This is a genomic window from Rhizobium sp. 01T417, assembly GCF_056398905.1.
Genome location: NZ_JBFTQH010000014.1, coordinates 16,666 through 36,460, shown reverse-complemented (window position 1 = coordinate 36,460; position 19,795 = coordinate 16,666). Strand labels below are relative to the sequence as shown.

At 58.9% G+C, this 19,795-nt stretch carries 15 protein-coding genes; 12 read left to right on the top strand and 3 right to left on the bottom strand.

All coding sequences use genetic code 11. The annotated features are described in order from the left end of the window. Nucleotides 1–27: 27 nt before the first annotated feature. Complete coding sequence (locus AC1DPR_RS15660) at nt 28–2,124, bottom strand: serine/threonine protein kinase (protein ID WP_477816639.1); 2,097 nt, start codon at nt 2,122–2,124, stop codon at nt 28–30. 164 nt (nt 2,125–2,288) lie between these two features. Here AC1DPR_RS15660 and tssH point away from each other — a divergent pair, with 164 nt between their 5' ends. Then, nucleotides 2,289–5,012 carry a type VI secretion system ATPase TssH gene (gene tssH, locus AC1DPR_RS15655; protein WP_477816638.1) on the top strand — a complete coding sequence of 908 codons (2,724 nt, stop codon included), beginning with the start codon at nt 2,289–2,291 and terminating at the stop codon, nt 5,010–5,012. A 35-nt stretch (nt 5,013–5,047) separates the two neighbouring features. Here the strand turns inward: tssH and AC1DPR_RS15650 are convergent, their stop codons facing one another. After that, nucleotides 5,048–5,812 carry an OmpA family protein gene (locus tag AC1DPR_RS15650; protein ID WP_477816637.1) on the bottom strand — a complete coding sequence of 255 codons (765 nt, stop codon included), beginning with the start codon at nt 5,810–5,812 and terminating at the stop codon, nt 5,048–5,050. Between the two features lie 116 nt (nt 5,813–5,928). On the opposite strand from AC1DPR_RS15650, the gene AC1DPR_RS15645 reads away from it, so the two are divergent. The 3 genes from AC1DPR_RS15645 to AC1DPR_RS15635 are packed head-to-tail and all read left to right on the top strand — an operon-like array spanning nt 5,929 to nt 10,123. Further along, nucleotides 5,929–6,687 (top strand): PP2C family protein-serine/threonine phosphatase, encoded by a 759-nt coding sequence (locus AC1DPR_RS15645; RefSeq protein WP_477816636.1) that lies wholly within the window; start codon nt 5,929–5,931, stop codon nt 6,685–6,687. Beyond that, entirely contained in the window at nt 6,684–7,592 is a 909-nt protein-coding gene (locus tag AC1DPR_RS15640; protein ID WP_477816635.1) for a M15 family metallopeptidase, read from the top strand. Before AC1DPR_RS15645 ends, AC1DPR_RS15640 begins: the two co-directional genes overlap by 4 nt. 44 nt (nt 7,593–7,636) lie before the next feature. Next, the gene (locus tag AC1DPR_RS15635; protein ID WP_477816634.1) at nt 7,637–10,123 is read left to right on the top strand and encodes an ImcF-related family protein; all 2,487 of its coding nucleotides are present in this window, start codon (nt 7,637–7,639) and stop codon (nt 10,121–10,123) included. A gap of 114 nt (nt 10,124–10,237) precedes the next feature. On the opposite strand, the gene AC1DPR_RS15630 is transcribed toward AC1DPR_RS15635, so the two are convergent. Then, complete coding sequence (locus tag AC1DPR_RS15630; RefSeq protein ID WP_477816633.1) at nt 10,238–11,131, bottom strand: helix-turn-helix domain-containing protein; 894 nt, start codon at nt 11,129–11,131, stop codon at nt 10,238–10,240. Nucleotides 11,132–11,232: 101 nt separating this feature from the next. Between AC1DPR_RS15630 and melA the strand changes: the two genes are divergently transcribed. The 8 genes from melA to AC1DPR_RS15590 all read left to right on the top strand — a co-directional run bounded on the left by melA (nt 11,233) and on the right by AC1DPR_RS15590 (nt 19,755). Next, on the top strand, nt 11,233–12,546 hold the full coding sequence (gene melA / locus AC1DPR_RS15625; protein WP_477816632.1) for an alpha-galactosidase: 1,314 nt from the start codon (nt 11,233–11,235) through the stop codon (nt 12,544–12,546). 145 nt (nt 12,547–12,691) lie between these two features. Next, nucleotides 12,692–13,489, top strand: a complete 798-nt coding sequence (locus AC1DPR_RS15620; protein WP_025659174.1) for a DeoR/GlpR family DNA-binding transcription regulator — start codon at nt 12,692–12,694, stop codon at nt 13,487–13,489. After that, complete coding sequence (locus AC1DPR_RS15615) at nt 13,482–14,480, top strand: N-acetylglucosamine kinase (protein WP_477816631.1); 999 nt, start codon at nt 13,482–13,484, stop codon at nt 14,478–14,480. The genes AC1DPR_RS15620 and AC1DPR_RS15615 overlap by 8 nt, the downstream gene beginning before the upstream one ends. Continuing rightward, nucleotides 14,473–15,729 carry an ABC transporter substrate-binding protein gene (locus AC1DPR_RS15610; protein ID WP_477816630.1) on the top strand — a complete coding sequence of 419 codons (1,257 nt, stop codon included), beginning with the start codon at nt 14,473–14,475 and terminating at the stop codon, nt 15,727–15,729. The genes AC1DPR_RS15615 and AC1DPR_RS15610 overlap by 8 nt, the downstream gene beginning before the upstream one ends. After that, nucleotides 15,726–16,643 (top strand): carbohydrate ABC transporter permease, encoded by a 918-nt coding sequence (locus AC1DPR_RS15605; protein ID WP_025659171.1) that lies wholly within the window; start codon nt 15,726–15,728, stop codon nt 16,641–16,643. The genes AC1DPR_RS15610 and AC1DPR_RS15605 overlap by 4 nt, the downstream gene beginning before the upstream one ends. Next, complete coding sequence (locus AC1DPR_RS15600; RefSeq protein ID WP_037215255.1) at nt 16,643–17,500, top strand: carbohydrate ABC transporter permease; 858 nt, start codon at nt 16,643–16,645, stop codon at nt 17,498–17,500. Before AC1DPR_RS15605 ends, AC1DPR_RS15600 begins: the two co-directional genes overlap by 1 nt. 12 nt (nt 17,501–17,512) lie before the next feature. Continuing rightward, on the top strand, nt 17,513–18,466 hold the full coding sequence (locus AC1DPR_RS15595) for an SIS domain-containing protein (RefSeq protein ID WP_112646462.1): 954 nt from the start codon (nt 17,513–17,515) through the stop codon (nt 18,464–18,466). Further along, nucleotides 18,463–19,755 carry a D-tagatose-bisphosphate aldolase, class II, non-catalytic subunit gene (locus AC1DPR_RS15590; RefSeq protein ID WP_477816629.1) on the top strand — a complete coding sequence of 431 codons (1,293 nt, stop codon included), beginning with the start codon at nt 18,463–18,465 and terminating at the stop codon, nt 19,753–19,755. The genes AC1DPR_RS15595 and AC1DPR_RS15590 overlap by 4 nt, the downstream gene beginning before the upstream one ends. The last annotated feature ends 40 nt before the right edge of the window (nt 19,756–19,795 follow it).

The window sequence follows — 19,795 nt, the reverse complement described above, 5'->3', positions numbered from 1 at the left end:
CTAATGCCGTGTATGTCCGGCTTCTAATTAATTGCGGGTGTCGATCAGCCGGGTGCTCATCGAGAGAATTGACAGGTGCCCATTAGCTATCGCAGCGCGTAAATCTTCGGCAAACGACTTGGTGGACTCCGTCGTTGGTCGAAGCTGTGGGAAAAGTGGCTGGTCGGTCTGCATGACAATTATCAGACTTCTGCCGAACGTGGCGTCGACGGAAAAGGAGAGCTTGGAAGGATCGGCTGCACCCTCTGCGGCAGGGTAGGCAACACGGATAGTGCGCATGCCACCCGACACGGACCCAATTCGGGCAAGGGCGTGATCGGGCCTCTTTATGTTCGGAAGAACATTGAAAAGATTGCCGGTGACGTCGGCGATAACGACCCACAGGTATCCCTTGTCGAGCGAGGCCGGCGCAATTACGTCAATGACCGGGTTGTCGCCGACCGAATAGACGCCTGCCATGTTCGGTTCGGTCCTGTCGCCGTAGCCGAGAACGATCGACATTTGACCTTGCGGTGCATCTGGCAGCAGTTCTTGAACAACGCACAGTTGGCTGTTGAGCACTGTGGCGTCGAAGCGTAGCTCGCGATCTCCGACCCGAGGGGCGAGCGTCTTTTTCAAAGCTTCGACGTCATCGCCGGACGCAACATTTCCACGGACGACCACCGTCGAGCCGAGGGGAAAGCTGCCGCTCGCCGGAGGTTGAACGAGGAGCGGACCGCAGGTTTGAAGTGGCACGAGAAGGGGTTTCAACTGGTCAGACGACAGGTCCCGCGGACCGGCCGCGATCCGCACGATACTCTGATAACCGGTCGCTTTTGCCGCAGCTTCAAAGTGGGCGACCGCATCTTCGCGTGCAGCTTTGTCCGCCGCCAGACCGGTGAGGCGAGCTGTCCGATCGGCGACTTCGAGCTTCCACTCGACGAGTGGAGCGGCGGCTTTAAACAAGGCGTCAATGTCCTGCGCCCACCGTTCGGATGGAGCACCCTGGGCAAGCGTCAGGGCGCCATTGGGCGGAGGAAGCCCGACCGTTCGGTTGAAGGTCGACAGGATTGCCTGTTGCTGCTCCGCATCCGGAGCAAAACCCGCAAGCATCGGCCGGCTTTGGGCATCCACCCCGGCCGTGAGTTTGTAAGGGGTTGCGATCGGAAGCGCAGTCGGGGACAAATGCTCAAAAACCCCGAAAAACCAGAGCCCGGCGATTGCCGCCAGCGCCACCAGGGGCAGGATCGCCAGCCATGGCTGCCACCTGCGCCCCGCTTGATGCCCGGTCTCCCGCCGTATCTTGGCGAGACCAGGCTGCAGCAATCTGCCGATTTCCTTGACGACTGCGGCAGCACTCGGAGGGCGTTGGGCAGGGTCCGGCCTGGTGAGATCGTCGATCAGCGTCTTCAACGGTTCAGGAACACCCGAGGAATCAAGTCGCCGTTCCTTGTGACGGACAACCTCGCCGGGGCTGGTTCCCACGTCAGGAATCCTTCCTCGAAAGGTGGCAAGCAGCGAAGCGCCCAGGGCATAAAGGTCAGAGCGTGGCTCCGCCTGCCCATGCAGCTGTTCCGGCGCTGCATATTCGTATTTGCCCGCAAATTCCTTGCCGACAATTGTACGGGCCCCTGTCTTGCTGTCCTTCGCGATGCCGAAGTCGATGATAACGGCTTCCTCCGGCCTGCCGTCGCGCAGGATGATATTGTCGGGGGAAAGGTCGCGATGGACGATCTTGCGCTCGTGCGTCGCGACAAGGCCTTCGGCCACTCTGTGGGCCACGACCAGCAGATCCCGAGGCGACGCCCCGCCACGTTCGAGCCACTCGCTGAGAGGTGTGCCGGCGACGTAATCCATCACCAGATAGACGTGGCCGTCTGCGGTCTGGCTGCAGTCGGTGTAGCGCACAACCGCATCGTGGGAGATGTTGCGCATCTCCTCCTCACGCTTCATGAGCTCCAGATATCCGGCGTTTCCCGATAGCTCGCGTTTCAGCGCCTTTAGCGCCACCACACGGCCTGTGATCCGGTTGCTTGCCCTGTAGACCTCACCTGTGCCGCCGCGGCCGAGGATACCCTCGATCTCGTAGGTGTTGTTAAGCACCTGAGCTTTGCGAAAGATGTCGCCAGGCAGCGGATCGATCATCTGGAGCCTCCCAGCGCACCCAGTGGAAATTACGCGAGACTGTTCACCAGGAACACGTGGCCCTGAATATTTGTCAAGAATACTCTAATGTGGCACGCTGTGACCAGCGATCAAAGACGAGGCTCGGGACCTCTTTAAGATCACCTGGGCAGGAGCTGATCGACATGGAGCAGAACATGTCTTCGCAGAGCTTCAAGCGCAAGGAACTGGTCGGAAAACTTAATCCCGTTTGCCTGCGCGCGTTCAAGGCGGCGGCGGACGCGGCCAAGCTTCGCGGCAATCCCTACGTCGAACTTGTTCACTGGGTCGAACAGCTGGCTCTGGTGGACCGTGCGGATTTTCAGCTTCTCTTTGCCGATGCCGGCATCGATCTTGGCCGGCTTGCTGCCGACATGGCAAGGGCAATAGACAAGCTGCCTTATGGCGCGACCTCTATCGAGGAGTTTTCCGATCACATATTTCATGCCATCCAGGAAGCCTGGAGCCTGGCAAGCCTGCAGTTTGGATCCGAAGAAGTCCGCGGGGCTTATGTGCTCCTGGCATGCAGAAAGGTCGCGGTGCTTGACGGCCTTCTGTTGAAGATCAGCGCCGAATTCGATCGGATCGAGGCGGATTCGATACTTCCCCGGCTGGATGACCTGCTTGCCGGATCACTTGAAAATGCCGGCAAGGCCGAGATCCAAGAACAGCCCCGGAAAAAACGCCCGGCAGGCGGTGACTCCGCATTGGCGAAGTATGCGACGGACCTCACCCGTCGAGCGCGCGATGGGAAAATCGACCCGGTCGTCGGCCGCGATCCCGAGGTCCGCCAGATTGTCGACATTCTCATGCGACGGCGACAAAACAACCCGATCCTGACCGGTGAAGCCGGAGTGGGCAAGACAGCTGTGGTCGAGGGTTTTGCGCTTCGCCTTGCAGCAGAAGATGTTCCGCCTCCGCTGAAGGGCGTGGCGCTACACATGCTTGACATCGGATTGATGCAGGCGGGGGCAAGCGTCAAGGGTGAGTTCGAAAAGCGGCTAAAGATGGTCATCGACGAAGTTCAGGCATCGGAGACGCCGATCATCCTCTTCATCGACGAAGCTCATACTTTGATCGGGGCAGGCGGGGCAGCGGGAACGGGAGATGCTGCGAACCTTCTCAAGCCAGCCTTGGCGCGTGGCGAGCTTCGCACAATCGCCGCAACGACATGGGCAGAGTACAAGCAGCATATCGAAAAAGACCCGGCGTTGACCCGCCGGTTCCAGGTGGTCAAGATTGAAGAACCTGATGAGGAAGCTGCCATCCTGATGCTGCGTGGGGTGGCCGGTGTATTGGAGAAACACCATCAGGTGCAGATCCTGGACGAAGCGATCGAGACGGCCGTTGGCCTGTCACATCGCTATATTCCCGCCCGCCAACTTCCGGACAAGGCAGTCAGCCTGCTCGATACGGCCTGCGCGCGGGTGGCGGTTTCGCAGCACGCGACTCCGGCCGAAGTTGAAGACCTTCTGAGGCGCAAACAGTCCCTTGAGGTCGAGCAGGGCATTATCGGGCGAGAAGCGGCGATCGGCATTGAAGTCACCGAGCGCCAGTCCAAAGTTGAAGCCGCTCTCGCCGAAATAGAGTCCGCGTTGCTTGCTGCAAAAGCTCGCTGGGAAAGCGAACAGTCGATGGTTGACGAGATCCTTGGTTTGCGAGCTAGCCTGCGAGGAAGAGGAGTTGCGCTCGATGCCGCGCTTGCTGAAGCGGAGCCAGGCGGGGAATTGCCAGGCGCCGACGGAGAGCTTGCCGGGCGGAAGGCCGCCGATGCAACGGATCAACGCGTCGAGCTTGAACGGCTCAAGGCCCGGACGGCGGAGCTTGCCGGACTTCAGGGCGAGGCACCGCTGGTCCTCCTTTCCGTCGACAAGAACGCTGTTGCCTCTGTCGTAAAGGACTGGACGGGCATTCCTGTCGGTCGGATGCTGACCAGCCAGACCGAAAAGGCGCTAAAGCTTGCCGCGGTTCTGGGCGAGCGTGTCGTCGGCCAGGAGGACGCAATGGAATCGATCGCCCGGCGTGTGCAAACCAGCCGTGCGGGCCTGGCCTCTCCCGAAAAGCCGGTGGGCGTGTTCCTGCTATGCGGTCCGTCGGGCGTCGGCAAGACAGAAACGGCGCTGGCTCTCGCCGAAACCCTCTATGGCGGCGAGCAGAACCTGATCTCCATCAACATGTCGGAGTTCCAGGAGGCCCATACGGTCTCGACCCTTAAGGGCGCGCCTCCCGGCTATGTCGGCTATGGCAAGGGGGGTGTGCTGACCGAGGCCGTGCGTCGGCGGCCTTATTCCGTCATTTTGCTCGATGAAGTGGAGAAGGCGCATCCCGATGTGCACGAAATCTTCTTCCAGGTTTTCGACAAAGGAATGATGGACGACAGCGAGGGCCGGCGGATCGACTTCAGGAACAGTCTCATTCTGCTGACGTCGAATGTCGGTTCGGATGTTATCATGAAGCTTGCCGACGGCGGCAAGAGAAGGCCGCCGCCCGAGGAGCTCGAACGCGCACTACGGTCACCACTGTTGAAAGTGTTCCCGCCAGCCTTCCTCGGACGTGTGATTGTCGTTCCCTATTATCCGCTCTCGGATTCAATGATTGAGGCGATCACACAACATCATTTCGCGAAGATCGCGCGCCGGCTTCGCGCCAACCATGACGCCGAGCTGGTGATCGGAGACGGGGTCCTGGAGTTGATAAAGGCACGGTGTACGGAGGTCGAATCGGGGGGGCGCATGATAGACGCGATCCTGACCAACACACTTCTGCCGACCCTCAGCCAGGGTCTTCTGAACTGGTCCCTCGAGGGTAAACGCCTCACCAAGGCCAGGATCGGAACATCCCCGGAAGGCTTCACTTACGCATTCGAATAGGCGTGGCTGTCGATCGCAGCTGCCGGGGAGCGCCGTCAGCTCACCGCCTGGAATTCCACGCGTCTGTTTTCGTCGGCCTTCGGGTTTCCCTGGTTTAGAAGAAACTGCTCGCCGACACCAACCGCTTCGAGCCGCTCGCGCGCGATATGGCAATCATCCGTGAAAAACCGCGCAACTTCCTTCGCTCGCAGAACCGACAGATGCTGGTTGTAGCTCGCGCCTCCGACAGAATCCGTGTGACCGATGATACGGACGAGTTTGATGTCCATGTCCTTTACGACTTCGCAAAGCTGCCTCAGCATTGGTCTTTGCTCCGAAGCGATCGCCGCAGAATCAAATGCAAAATTCACCCGGACATTGATCTGGTCATCAGGCGGGAGCTTCCAGTATGTCTGTGGGTCTGTCGTCGCCGCGGCCGCGGACGCGGACGCTGCCGTTGCCGACGATGTCGCCGTCGGCTTCGGGGCAGATGGCTGAGCTGTATTGGGGGCCGCTGGAGCAGTCTGGGTGCCTTGGGACTCAACGGTTGCATGGGGAGAGGGAGCTGGAGCGGTCTTGGCCGGTTCAGTCTCGGGCGTTGCAATTGTCACCGGGACGGCTTGGGCGTTGGGCGCTGCGTTGCCGTTGGTAAGAACCAGGCCGCGCGTCGCTCCGAGGCGTGCCGCCTTGAACAAGTCGATCTGTCGTTGGAATCGTTCCTTGAGCACGGAATCGTTCAGTTCCTGTGCACCCAAACCACCTTGTGTCACGAAGAACAGAGCGAGAAACACCGTCAGCTTCGTGGTCATCAGGCGCTTCATCTCAGGCTCCTTGGCAAAAAGGTTTCGCCCCCCTTGAAAATACTATAGGATCACTGTGGCTGCAACCGATCCGGCAGTTGCGCTCACGACGGATCGATCAATGGGGTTATCCGATCATGACCCCGGATTCTCGGGACAATCCTTCGACGCGCTGGCCGTCCAGGCCGCAAGGAGCGGGACTGAGCCATACCGGGCATGTGCGCACAAACAACGAAGACGCCATTCTCATTGACCCCTCAGGCGCACTTTGGGCGGTCACTGACGGGATGGGCGGATACGGCCACGGCGATGTCGCGGCAGACCTGGTCATCGAACAGCTCGCCCTCCTTCCGCATGCTCCCATATCCGGCGCTCACCTCGTCGCTGCACTGCAATCAGCCAATGCCGCCATCCGTCGTTGGGCGGCGTCGGCCAATGTCGCGCAGATGGGCGCAACAGTGGTGGTCGCACTTATTGATGGTGGAACAGCGACAATCGCGTGGGTGGGCGATAGCCGGGCCTACCGTTTGCGAGCAGGGGATTTGTTGCAGCTCACGCGCGATCATTCGGTCGTGCAGGAGCTTGTCGATGATGGACGTTTGACGCCTGACGCCGTCTGGCAGCATCCGCAAGCGCACGTTGTTACCCGCGCGATCGGTGCCGCCGAACGGCTCGATGTCGACTCTGTCGATGTCCCTCTCAAGCCGGGGGATTATTTGCTTCTTTGTTCCGACGGATTGACTGACTGTGTTGCCGAGCCGGAGATCATCGCACAATTGAGCGCGCCAAACCCCGACGTCGCCTGCCAGCGACTGATAGCCGCCGCTCTCCATAATGGCGCTCCGGATAACGTCTCTGTGGTGGTCGTTCGGATTGACGGAGCTGCAGCGCCTTGAGGCCACTAGATCCGATTGCAGCCGTCGTCATTGGAATGAGCATCATTCTTGCGGCGGTCGCGTTCGCGTTGGTTGGAGACTTGCTGCGAAATACCGAGCTTGATCCGAATGTGGGAAGGATTGATCGGGCAACGCAACAGCTTGCCAAACAGGATGCGGAAATCCAGGACCTGCGCGCTGAACTGAACTCATTTAAGCGAAGGGTGACCGATCTAGAAGGAAAGGTGAAGGAACTGGCAGAGGCGCCTCGCCCCGAACCCGTCCCGCCCAGCTCTGCGGTTTCACCGCCGCCCGGCGAACCTGTGAGCCCGCAGTCGTTTTCGATCGATCAGTTCGGTGGCATTGCGCCGCCGGAAGAAACCGAAAACATGACAGAGCCCATGCAATTGGCGAAGAAGCGCTTCAACGAGCGTGTCATACGCCCGACCCCGGCAGTGTTACGCGAGGTCCTTGGCGAGCCACGAAGTGTCTATTCCACAAGCTGCCAGCCGGTCACCAACCCAAAATTACTGAGAACCCTGGAAAGCCGGGACATAGGGCATTTCCGCCTGACGATGATCAGGCCTGCGCTCGATTCGCTTGGGCAGGTCATGGAGCGTCTGCGAAAGGAAGAGCCAGACATCTACGCCGCGATCGGAACGGCCGGTGCGCTTTGCGCGCGTTATGTGCGCGGCTCCACGAAATCTGTCTCCTCGCACGCCTGGGGGGCGGCCGTCGACCTTACACTCAAGAAGAACCTCGACCGGATGGGCGATGACAACACGCAGTTCGGACTTGTTGTGCTTGCGGAGTTTTTCAACGATGCCGGCTGGTACTGGGGTGCCGGCTATAGTCGCGAAGATTCCATGCACTTTGAAGTCGGCGAGGCGCTGCTGCGCAAATGGGCTGCGGAGGGCAAGCTGTGAGCGACCATGGCCAACCGCCGGGTCGGGATGTCACGGGAGCGGACATGCTTCCCGCATTGGCCGAGCCGCTTTTGAGCCTCGCCAAGCGCGCCGAAAGCGAGAAGCGGCCCGATCCGCAGGAGCTGGCAGCGACTGCCCGCCTCCTTGTGGCCGAGTTCGAGAAAGAGGGACGCCGCAGGAACGTTCCTCCTGACTGGCTCCTGGATGCGCGCGACGCGCTCGTCGCGCTGCTTGACGTGCGGGCTCGCAGCAATCCGGCGCTGCCGGCCAAGCGATGGGAACGTGCTCTTGCGGCCGCCCTTCCAATTGGCCACATGATTGGCGCCGATGGGCTCGCCGAACGCGTTGCCCAGGCCGCGAAAGGAGGCTTGGCGCGGCGCGATCTGGCCCGCTTTCTCGGGCATTGCAATGAGGCAGTGCAAGCCGCGCAGTCGAAGGCGGAGCAACATAGAACGCGCGCAGACCGTGGACTCGTCCTTCTTGCGATTGTGCTTTTTTTTTCGATGCTCCTGGGCTGGGCTGGATGGGCGGAATGGCGGTTTCGCGAGCGGTTGTTGGCGCAATTGCCAGCCGTTGGAAGCGTTGTAGAAGCTGGCAAGGACGCTACGCCGGCTGCGCGGGCGGCCCAGCTCGATGCGTTCCTGGCTGCCGTCCGGCTTGTCGAGCAGGACGCGGGCCAGTCTCCGCTTGGCCTGATTCATCATGTTGAGATGCTCGACCCGGCAGCGGCTGCACGTCGTCGCTATGGCGAGGCTGCCGAAGCCCTTGTTGCCGAGCCACTCGGCGAGGCACTCGGTGTTGCGCTTGCCACCGAAGGCGAGGCCAATGCACTCTACGATTCCCTGCGCGCCTGGTCGATCCTGAAGGGCACCTCTGACTGGCAGCCTCGGTTTCTTGCTGGTTGGGTCGCCGACCGAGCCGAGGCCTTTCCCGAACTTGCCTTGCTGGCCGAGCATGTCGCCGCCATGTCCGGGCCACAGCCGAGACTTCCATCTCCGGATCCCGAAACGGTCGCCCAGGCACGGCAGTTCGCTGCTGAAGGCTCGGCAAGCGAGCGCGCATTGCTTGAACTGACCCGTGCCGAAAAGGCCGCAGCACTTCCTGCCTGGTCTCTTTCCCAGGCAGTGCCAGGTCTCGAGACGATCCTGATCCACCGGTCAGGCATACCGATCGGGCGCGGTATCGCCGGCCTCTACACGGAGGCTGGATGGAGCTACGCGCGGTCCGACGGTGCAAGCGAGGCGATCCGCAAGGCAAGGTCCGAGGCCGCTACGCTTATTGCCTCCAATGGCACGACGACCGAAGACGCGGTGATGGATCTGCTTCAAAAGCGTACCCTTGCCGTATGGACGGAGTATCTGGGTGAGCTGCGCGTCAGGCCGTTCACCGACCAGCCAACGGCGGTCGTGATCAGCGGTGCGCTAAGCGCACGCAACTCGCCGCTCTCGGCACTTATCCGCGAGGCCTGGCGCCAGTCGGGCGGGACGGATCGTGGCCGAAGCCACGCCAATCAGCTTCGGATCGCGGCGGCGTTGGGCCCGGCGATCCAGTTCGTCGAGCAGGGGCGGATGTCGGAAATCTCGCAGCTTTTCGTATCGTTGAACGTCGCTCTTGCTGTTCTCGATGCAGATGCACAGATCGGCAAGAAATCCCTCATGGACGCACAGGAGCGTGCGAACTCCATCGTTGCCTTGCAGCAAGCACCTCTTCTGGTCGTGCAAATCGTCGAGGATGTGATTTCCCAGACGGCTGCCCCGAGGGCCGCCGAACCTGCTTTGGATCAGGCGCCGGACGTTGCAACGGATCATGTTGCAAACGAGGTGCCGCAACCCCCGTCCCAGCCCCGGTCCCAGCCCCAGTCCCAGTCATCTTGGGGTTCCCAGGTTTCTGCCGCCTGCCGGGCCGCCGTGAATGGCCATTATCCGTTCTTCGATGGCCCTGACGCGGACATGGCCGAGGTCGCACGGATCTTCGCGCCGGAGGGCACGATAGAAAAGTATTTTCGGGCGCAACTGGCAAATTTGATGGACACGTCGACGACACCCTGGCGTTGGAGACCGGAGGCGCGGCTTTCCGGCTATACACCGGAAAGCGCAGCATTCTTGCAGCGGGCAGTGGCCCTTGGGCAGGCTCTGTTCCAACAGGGAACACCGCCCAATGTCCCGATCGTGCTGGAGGCGCTCGCCCAACGAGGAGCTGCGACCGTCTCAATCGGCGGCGCTCATGCTCCGGTCGTCACTTCGGGGGAGGCAGTAACCTTGAAATGGCCAGGAGCGTCACCAGCGCGCGGATTTGAGATATCCTTCGATAACGGCATTGCAGTCGACAAGAAGGGCGAAGCCGGACCATGGGGCCTCCTGCGGTTCCTGGACGGATCACGGTTGCGACCCCGCGACGCCGGCCGGCGGTTCCTGATCGATGTGCGTGCCAAGGGCGCGCGCGCCTATCTGCAGATGTCCTTCGCCGGGTCGGCCAATCCGGTGTCGGCGCGCTCGCTGATGCGCGGCCTGACCTGTCCGCTGGCATTGTGAATTTCACTATCCTATCTTTCGCACGCGGGCGAAGCCTCGTGCGATTTGGAAGAGTGTGACCCCGTCGGGCCTACGGCCACAAATTCGCCTGGAAGATCGCTGAGCTCCCAGCGGTCAGAAGGATCGCTCCCCGACATTGCTCAAGCGATCAGGGGGACTTATCGGGGTCATCGATATTCGGAACTGACGGGGAGTCGTCCCAGTGCGCTCTTTGAAGGTTTCGTAAAACCGGCTGCTCGAGCCGAATCCGCAATCAAACGCAATTTGCAAAACTGACCGGTCCGTATCAGTGAGAAGTTGCATCGCCCGGGCGATGCGGTAGCGGGTCAGATATTCGTTGACGGACATCCCGAGAACATCCCGAAACGCCCGGTTGGCCGTGGTCTCATGCATACCCGCGATCTTCGTGAGGTCCGGCACGCTGATTGCATTTGAAAACTGCGAATTGATCAGGTCGCTCAGTATCTCAACGTGCCGAACCGCGTGTCCCTTCGTGGTAGTGCCGACAGTATGTCGGGTCGAAGTCGCCGCGTCCGCATTATCCAATATCAATCGCCGAATTCGGACTTTCACCTCGTCCACAATCAATCTTTGCCGAACAGCATCGGCATTTTGCCATTCGCGTTCCCACCGCGGAAAGGCGATCGCATCTGACCCATCCGATAGCTGATCTGCGAGAAATCTCCCCTGCATGATCAATCGTCTGGCGTCCTTGTCTATCGGCAGAGCGAGAAAATCAACGAGCGGAAGATAAGCGCAAACAAGCGGCGCGTTATCGCTGACCAATATCGTCTGGTGCGGAATAGCGGCCCAGAAGAGAACCATTCTGCCCGCCTCAACCACTTCCTGTCGCCCATTGAAAAGGTAGGTCATTTGCCCTTCCAACAGCAGATTAACTTCCAAGTGGTCGTGCCAGTGAGCGGAAGCCATAGCGTCCGCGGTATGACGCTCCACCAAAAAGGCGCCTCTGGATCCTGTCCATTCCCCGCGCTCACCTCTGCGTTTCATAATATCTTTCGCGCTCGATTCTCGGAGTAAATTGGCATTTCGACGGAGGAAATCCCTAATTTTAAAGCGCATTACGAAGCATGATCTGAAAGGAGATTGCAATGCCGAAGATTTGCCTCGTAGGTGCCGGCAGCACCGTTTTTGCTCAGAATATCCTTGGAGACGTGCTTTCATCGCAAGGCTGCGACTTCACGATCAGCCTGTTCGACATCGATCCAGAACGTTTAAAGACATCGGAAATTGTTGCGCGCCGGATTTGCGACGCCCTCAAACTCGTCGGGGTCAAAGTGGAGGCGACGCTAGATCGGCGGGCGGCGCTGAGCGGATCGGACTTCGTGATCCTGATGATGCAGGTTGGCGGCTATCGGCCAGCCACGGTTGCCGATTTCGAAATTCCAAAAAAATATGGACTAAGGCAGACGATCGCCGACACACTTGGAGTTGGTGGCATCTTCCGGGGGCTGCGCACTATACCAGTGCTGGAAGCGATTTGCCGTGACATGCAAGAGGTCTGCCCGCAGGCAATCTTGATGCAATACGTAAATCCCATGGCCATCAATTGCTGGGCGATCAAGGAAATAGCCCCGGAAATCCGAAGTGTGGGTTTGTGCCATAGCGTCCAGCACACCGCCGGACACCTGGCGAAATGCCTCGGTGAAGACGTCGCAGACGTGAACTACGTTTCGGCCGGGATAAATCATGTCGCGTTCTTCCTGCGCTACGAGAAGGTTCATCAAGATGGGCGCCGTGAAGACTTATACCCACGCCTCAAATCCCTGGCAGGTGAGGGGCGTGTTCCGGCGGATGACCGCGTTCGCTTCGACGTGCTCAAACGGCTCGGTTACTTCGTAACAGAGTCGAGCGAGCATTTTTCCGAATACACATCCTGGTACATCAAGGAAGGAAGGGGCGATCTGGTTGATCAACTCAACATTCCTCTCGACGAATACATCCGTCGTTGTGAAGTTCAGATAGCTGATTGGCACGCACTGCGCAGGGACCTTGAAGGCGACAAGCCGATCGAGGTTTGCCGGAGCAATGAGTATGCCGCAGGGATCATTCACGCGGCCACAACTGGCAGTCCAGCCCTGATATATGGAAACGTTCCAAACAACGGACTGATAGAGAACCTGCCGAACGAGTGCATTGTCGAAGTGCCTTGCCATGTGGATCGCAATGGAATTCAGCCGATCAGGATAGGGCGGATACCCTCGCAGCTTGCGGCCGTCATGAGCCTGAGCGTTTCCGTTCAAAAGCTCACCGTTGAAGCCGCGCTGACAAAAAATCGAGATCGCATCTACCAGGCGGCCCTGCTTGATCCCCACACCTCCGCGGAACTCTCTCCCGATCAGATCTGGGGTCTTGTCAACGACTTGATCGAGGCACACGGAGACCTCCTGCCGACATATCACTGAATGGGATTCCCGCTCAGCGGCTAACCGTACGCAGTTCCCACTGCTCTGCTTTTCACCGCAAAAACATCAGAAAAGATCAAAAATATGATTGACTCTGATCAATTGCGGTGGGAGGGTGATTGATATTGTATCCTGGGAGATGTGAATGAGCCAACCAATCGGGGTTAAGGTCGATCGTCTGGATGCTATTCGCAGCCATTTGTATGCGAACGGATTTTCGACGATCCAGGCGCTGGCTGATGCAACCGGTTCATCGCTTGCGACCGTTCGGCGGGACCTGCAGATCCTTGAGGAAGAAGGTGCGATTGACAGGGTGCATGGGGGGGCCCGCATTGCCGAGGGATCGTCGGTAGAGATTGCATTTCAGGAGCGGGAAAAGCAGCACCTTTCGGCTAAGCGGGTCATCGCGACGGCCGCCTATGAATTGCTTCATCCGCGATCCGCAATCTTCCTCGATGCGGGCACGACCGTCCTTCAGCTTGCTCGCCTGATCCGCATTAATCCGTTGCCATTGAGGATCTTCACCAACGGCCTGACCGTTGCCCAGGAGTTTCTGAATATCCCGAACCTCGAAGTGGTCTTGCTTGGTGGCCAGTTACGGAGTGAAAACGCTTCGCTCGTGGGCCCCCAGGCCGAGGCGATGCTGGACGGCATATGGTTCGATCAGCTCTTCCTCGGTGTCAGCGCCATTAGTCCTGATGGCGCGATCTACAGCGTTGATAGCGCCGAGGCGAGCTTGAACCGCCACATGCTCGCCAGATCGGCAAATCGCTTCGTCCTCGCCGATTCCTCAAAGTTCGGGACAATGGCCACCTACAAGGTCGCGCCGCTGAATGTCGCACAGGTTATCACTGACTCCGGACTAGCGGTACATTGGCGAGACGACCTCGCTAAGCTCGGCGTCGCGACCACAATCGCGGAGTTGGGGGGAAGGAATGAGTGACGAGTTTGTCCTGGGAATTGATGGCGGGGGCAGCAAGGTCCTGGTCGCGTTAGCTGACAGGTCCGGACGCATTGTGAAGTCGTCTCGCGGTCGCGGCGTTAACCCGATGGATAATCCAAATTGGCTGCGGGAACTGGAAGAGCAACTTGGCCCGTTCCTCTATCACCAAAACGTGGCCGCAGTGGCCGCGGCCCTGCCTGCGTTCGGGGAAGTTGCACGCCTGTCGGAACTGCAGCAGCAAGCCATTGAGCGGCTGTTTCCAAACGCGCGCCGACACATCCTCAACGATGTCGATGCTGCCCACCTTGGTGCGTTCGCCGGAAAGCCCGGTATCCTTATCCTCTCGGGGACGGGGTCAATGGCTTGGGCGCGCAACGCCTCTGGCCAATCTGCACGGATCGGCGGATGGGGCGATCAAATCGGAGACGAAGGTAGCAGTTACTGGATTGGCAGGAGCGCGCTGAGTGTAATCAGCAAGAGCCTGGATGGTCGCGCTCCCCCGACAGCACTTTCCAAGATTCTATTCGATGAATTGCAGATCGAAGCGGACGATCCGATGAATGCGCTGGGTGACTGGGTCACCCTGCTACCCAATCGAAGAGCGGGTATCGCAGCGATTTCCACATTGGTGGATAAGGCTGCTCGTTGTGGCGACGAGGTGGCGATCGGGCTGATCGAACAGGCCGCTGACGAGCTCGCCAGGCATCACAGTGCAATCTCTGGACATTGTGACAACGACGCATCGTGGACCTATGCCGGAGGCAGTTTCAATAGTGCGCTGCTCCTGGGATCTCTGGCGCGCCGAATAGGAAAGTCCCCGGTCCCCTCGAAGCTTCCCCCCATTGGTGGCGCGCTACTTGCCGCCGCCCAACTTCTCGACTGGTTCCCCGATGAGAGCTGGTTCGGGCAAGTCGCTGCCACCGCCGACAGCGTTGGCACGTCTGCGAATAAACTGAGCATTAAAAACAATGAAGGATGGGAACATGCATAAGTTTATCTTGCCATTACTCGCCTCGGCAGCCCTGGCGATCGTAACGCCTGCTCATGCCGATGACGCCAAGCCACTCGCCGGCCAGTCCATTACGGTTTTGATGCCCTCTCCGCAGGGCCCGAACATCGCGGCAGACTTCGAAGCTGAAACCGGAATCCATGTCGATCTCCAGACACTTTCGTGGGACGACATTCGACCGAAGCTTGTCACTGCTTTGGTGGCGGGTACTGCGCCTGCTGACGTGACCGAATTCGACTGGTCATGGACGGGGCAGTTCAGTGCCGCTGGCTGGTTCCTGCCTCTGAACGACGTGATTGATGCAGATACCGTGAAGGATATTGGCGTCGCGAAAATCTTCACGGTCGACGGAAAGCTTCTTGGCGTTCCTTATACCAACGACTTCCGCGTCATGCTTGTCAACAAGAAGCACTTCGCCGATGCGGGCATTACGGAAATGCCGAAGACGCTTGACGCATTGGTTTCGGTCGCCCGGAAAATCAAGGAAAAGGGCATCTCTGAATATCCGATCGGCCTTCCCGTCTCCGCGACGGAGGGCGCCTCGACCAGCTGGTACCTGTTGACGAAGGCCTTTGGTGGCGAACTCTTCGACAAGGATTTCACTCCTCTTTTCACGAAGCCGGATTCGGCTGGCTACAAGGCGCTTGCCTTCGAATTGATGCTTCTGAAGGAAGGGCTGGTTGATCCGGCATCGACCGGTCTGAAAGACAGTCAGATCAACGAAAGCATGTTCTCGCAGGGTCTCACCAGTATCATGATTTCCGGCGAGCCCGGTCGTCTCGGGCAAATGAATGATCCGAAGCAGTCGAAGGTTGCCGGTCAGGTGGAAGCAATCCTGGTGCCCACTGCAAGTGGTGAGACACGCAGTTTCGGTCTGCCGGAGGCGCTTGCTATACCGAACGTCTCTGCCAACAAGGATGCCGCAATCGCCTTCGTGAAGTGGTTTACCAGCAAGGACTTCCAAAAGAAGAATGTGGTGAACGGGTTTCTGCCAACACGCACTTCGGCGCTGTCGGAACTCAACGATGCTGGAAAGCTGAACAGCGGAGCTGCACTTGTTGCGCAATCCAAGACAGTTGAGCCACTGTTCCCGCAGGGAACGCCTCCATGGTACCCGCAGTTCTCCAGCGGCGTAAATACCGCGATCAATAGTGCAGCAAAGGGCCAGATGACTGTCGATCAAGCGGTGGCGGCGATCGCCGATGCCGCCAAGCAGGCCATGGCGCAATGACCGCTTTTGCATCGCAAGATGTGACCAGCAAGCGTGGGGTCGGCTTTAACGCCGACACCACACTCGGCCTGTTACTGGTGGCTCCGATTGCAATCACGATGGCCGCCCTGGTTTTCTACCCGATGGGTCGAACCGTGTGGGACAGCCTGCACAGGGTCAACCCCATGCAAGCCGGAACTCCGTTCGTGGGGTTGGAGAACTACACGCGGATGCTGTCAGACGCGCAGCTTGGAACGACGTGGGCAAACACGCTCATGTACGTCGTCCTTGCGGTGGCGGCGGAAACTGTCTTCGGCGTCCTTGCCGCAGCGCTGATCAACCAGGTGAAGGTGGGGCGCCAGTGGGTGCTGGCGGCCGTCATTCTTCCCTGGGCACTTCCAGGTGTCGTGAACTCGGTGATATGGCTTTGGATCTATCAGCCTGGTGCAGGCCTGCTCAACGGCATTCTCTCAGCACTCGGCCTGCCGTTCGAAAATCATGTCTGGTTCAACGATCGCACAAGTGCCATCATCGCTGTGACCGTCGTTCACGTGTGGCGCATGATGCCATTGACGGTCGTGATTGTTCTCGCCGCGATGCAGAGCATACCCGCTCATCTTTACGAAGCTGCGCGCATCGACGGGGCCACTCGCTTACAAATGTTTGGATTGGTCACGCTTCCGCTTGTTCGCAGCGCAATCGCCGTTGCCATGACCAACGCCACTGTCAACGCCTTCAATCTCTTCGATGAGGCTTGGGTACTCGCCGGTGCCAGCCTGGAAACCAGGCCGATTCTCGTCCAGATCTACCTCGAGACCTTTCAGAACCTGCGCTTCTCATACGGCATGGCACTTTCTGTGGTGATCACGCTTGTATCACTGCTCATCTCCCTCGTTTACGTCCTTCGGGTCTATCGCAACACACGGTTCGACTGATGAAGCCCACAATTCAGTACCGCATCATGATTTGGGTCGGCGTAGCAGCGCTCTTGCTCTGGTCCCTCGGACCGATTTACTGGACAGTTGCGAGTTCTGTGACGCCAACCGAAGACTTTTCGACCCGGCCGATCCGCTTCTTTCCACAGCACTTCACCCTGGATCACTATTCGAGGCTTCTCGGTATTAATATTGCCCGGATCGGTGGGGTCGAGGTCTTCAAACAATTCCGAGCCGCATTGATCAACAGCGTGGTGACGTCGGTGGCTGCCACCTTGCTGTGCGTGGCGGTGTCGGCGCTCGGAGCCTACGCGTTCACACGACTACAGTTTCCCGGTCGCAAAGTTCTCTTTGTGGCGGTTGTTGCGACCCTGGCGGTCCCTGCCTATGCCGTTCTGATCCCGCTTTACCAGATCATGATCAAACTGCATCTGGTTGATACATATGTCGGGGTTTCTTTGATCTATGTGTCTGCCTTTCTGCCCCTGTCGTTGTGGCTCCTTCGCAGTGTCTTCGAAGCCCTTCCGATTGCGCTTGAAGAAGCAGCCCAACTCGATGGGGCAGGGCGACTCTACATTTTCTTCAACATCGTGCTGCCCCTTGCCGGCCCTGGATTGACGGCAGCGGCGATTTTGACCTTCCTTGGCGCGTGGGGACAGTATTTGGTGCCGCTGATCTTCTCGCCGCAGGCAACGAAGCCAATGACTGTGCTCATTCCCGAGTTCGTCACCAAGAACTTCATCGACTACGGCCTCATCACAGCAAGCGGATCGATTGCAATCGTCATCCCCGCTCTCGTCGTCATTTTCCTGAATCGTTACCTGGTCAGCGGCCTGCTGGCCGGCTCAGTCAAATAAATCGGAGTCCACATGAACACGACCGAGAAGGTTATATTCGAACAGTTCCCCTACTGGGAAAAGGCTATTGGCGCCAACACATCCGTCGAGGGTGCAGAGTTGTTGGTGTTCGTTGGCTGCGGCACGTCTTATAATCTCGCGCTCTCGCTCGCGGCGTATGCCAACATGTCAGGTCGCAAAGCTATAGCCGTGCCCGGCGCGGAATGGCAGAGCCGACCGTCCGCCTTCTGGCCGGATTGGCAAGCGACACACGTCATCGCGCTATCGCGCAGTGGCGAGACAACCGAGACAGTCGCAGCCGCAAAGGAAAGCCGCAAAGCTGGCGCCTTCGTGACGGCCATAACCGTAGAGGCTGAAAGTTCGCTCGCAAGGAACTGCGATCGGTTGGTGACATCCGAGACTCATCCGCAGGAGGGGATCGTCATGACGGTTTCGGCAAGTCTGATGGTCCTCCTCGGTATGCAGGCAATTGGGCAGCCAATCCCGGGCTCCATTGGCGCTTCCGCCCGCAAGCTCGCCAATGCACTCGATGCAGTCCTTCCGACAATCATTGCAGACCGATCGCATTTCGTCTTTCTCGGCGGCGGACCGTTGTTTGGTGTCGCTCTGGAAGGTGCGCTCAAACTCATGGAAATGAGCCAGACGATGACACAGGCGTTTCATCCGCTGGAGTATCGCCATGGCCCAATCAGTCTCGTCGACGAAAAGACCGCGGTGGTCATGCTTTACAGCTCAGACCAGAAGGAGGCTGAGGTGAAGCTGGTCGAGGAATTGAGGGAAAAGGGCGCTGCTGTCATCGGAATTGGCGGACCCGGAGACGTTGGGCTGCCCATTGACGTCGACCTTTCGCTGACAGGACTGCTTGTTCTTCCAGCGTTGCAGATCCTCGGCGAGCGCGTCGCTCAGGCTCGCCAAATCGATACCGTTTCTCCCAGACACCTGACCAAAGTCGTGAAGCTCGCATGACACGGATCGAAGAAAACCGGCAAACCGCACTTGGAAAGCTTTTTGGAGGAAGATCGCTTCCTATTCCACGCGGCATCACTTCGGTTTGCTCGGCGCATCCACTTGTCATCGAGGCCGCGCTTCGGCGCGCCGGGGCGGAAGAGCAACCGGTTCTCATAGAAGCCACGTGCAATCAGGTAAACCAGGAGGGTGGATATACCGGAATGACACCGGCGGACTTTCGTCGATTTATCGAGGGCATCGCTGCGAAACTGGATTTCCCTGCCGAACGGATCATCCTTGGCGGCGATCATCTTGGCCCAAACCCCTGGAAATTCCTGGCGGCCGAAGAAGCCATGGCGCGCGCCGAGGCGATGGTCGTCGCTTATGTAGAGGCCGGCTTCGAGAAGATTCATCTAGACACATCGATGGGTTGCGCGGGTGAACCAATCGCTCTTGACGACGAGTTGACCGCTGCACGCGCGGCTCGGCTGGCCAAGGCAGCCGAGGAAACTGCTCTTCGTTCAAATCGTCGTCCGCCGGTTTACATCATCGGAACTGAGGTACCACCACCCGGTGGAGCAACCCATGAAATCGCGGACATCGACATCACACGTTGTGACGCCGCTCTTAAGACTTTGAAGGTCCATCAGGCATCCTTTGCGCAAGCAGGAATAGCTACGGCGATCGCTCGCGTTATCGGCATCGTGGTCCAACCCGGTGTCGAATTCGGCAATTCAAATGTTGTGCTCTACAAACCCGAACGAGCAAAGAGCCTGATTTCGGCCCTGGATGAAATGCCCGGGTTGCTGTTTGAAGCACATTCCACCGACTACCAGACAACCGAGGGCCTGGCTGCCCTTGTTGACGGCGGGTTTGCTATCCTCAAGGTTGGGCCTGGTCTCACCTTTGCCCTTCGGGAGGCGTTGTATGGCCTCGATGCCATTGCCTCGATTATTTGCGCGGAGCGCGAAACGACACTGGTCCAATCCATGGAATCCATCATGTTGGATCGGCCTCTGAATTGGGCTGGGCACTACGGTGGAAGCGCCGAAGAAATAAAGCTTCAACGTCATTTCAGTTACAGCGATCGAATTCGCTATTACTGGCCAGATCCGCGAGCGAGCGCCGCGGTAGACGAGTTGTTCAGCCGTTTTCAAGGCGATATCCCGCAGACCTTGATCAGCCAATACCTCGGCCGGGTCTACTCCGATGTCGTTTCAAAGCGGATCGGTGCGAGCGCTCGCGATTTGTGCCTGGCAGCGATCGATGCAGCGCTTGCCCCTTACTCAATGGCAACGAGCAGGTAACGAACGGCACCGACCCTCGAACGAGGCGACTATCGAACAG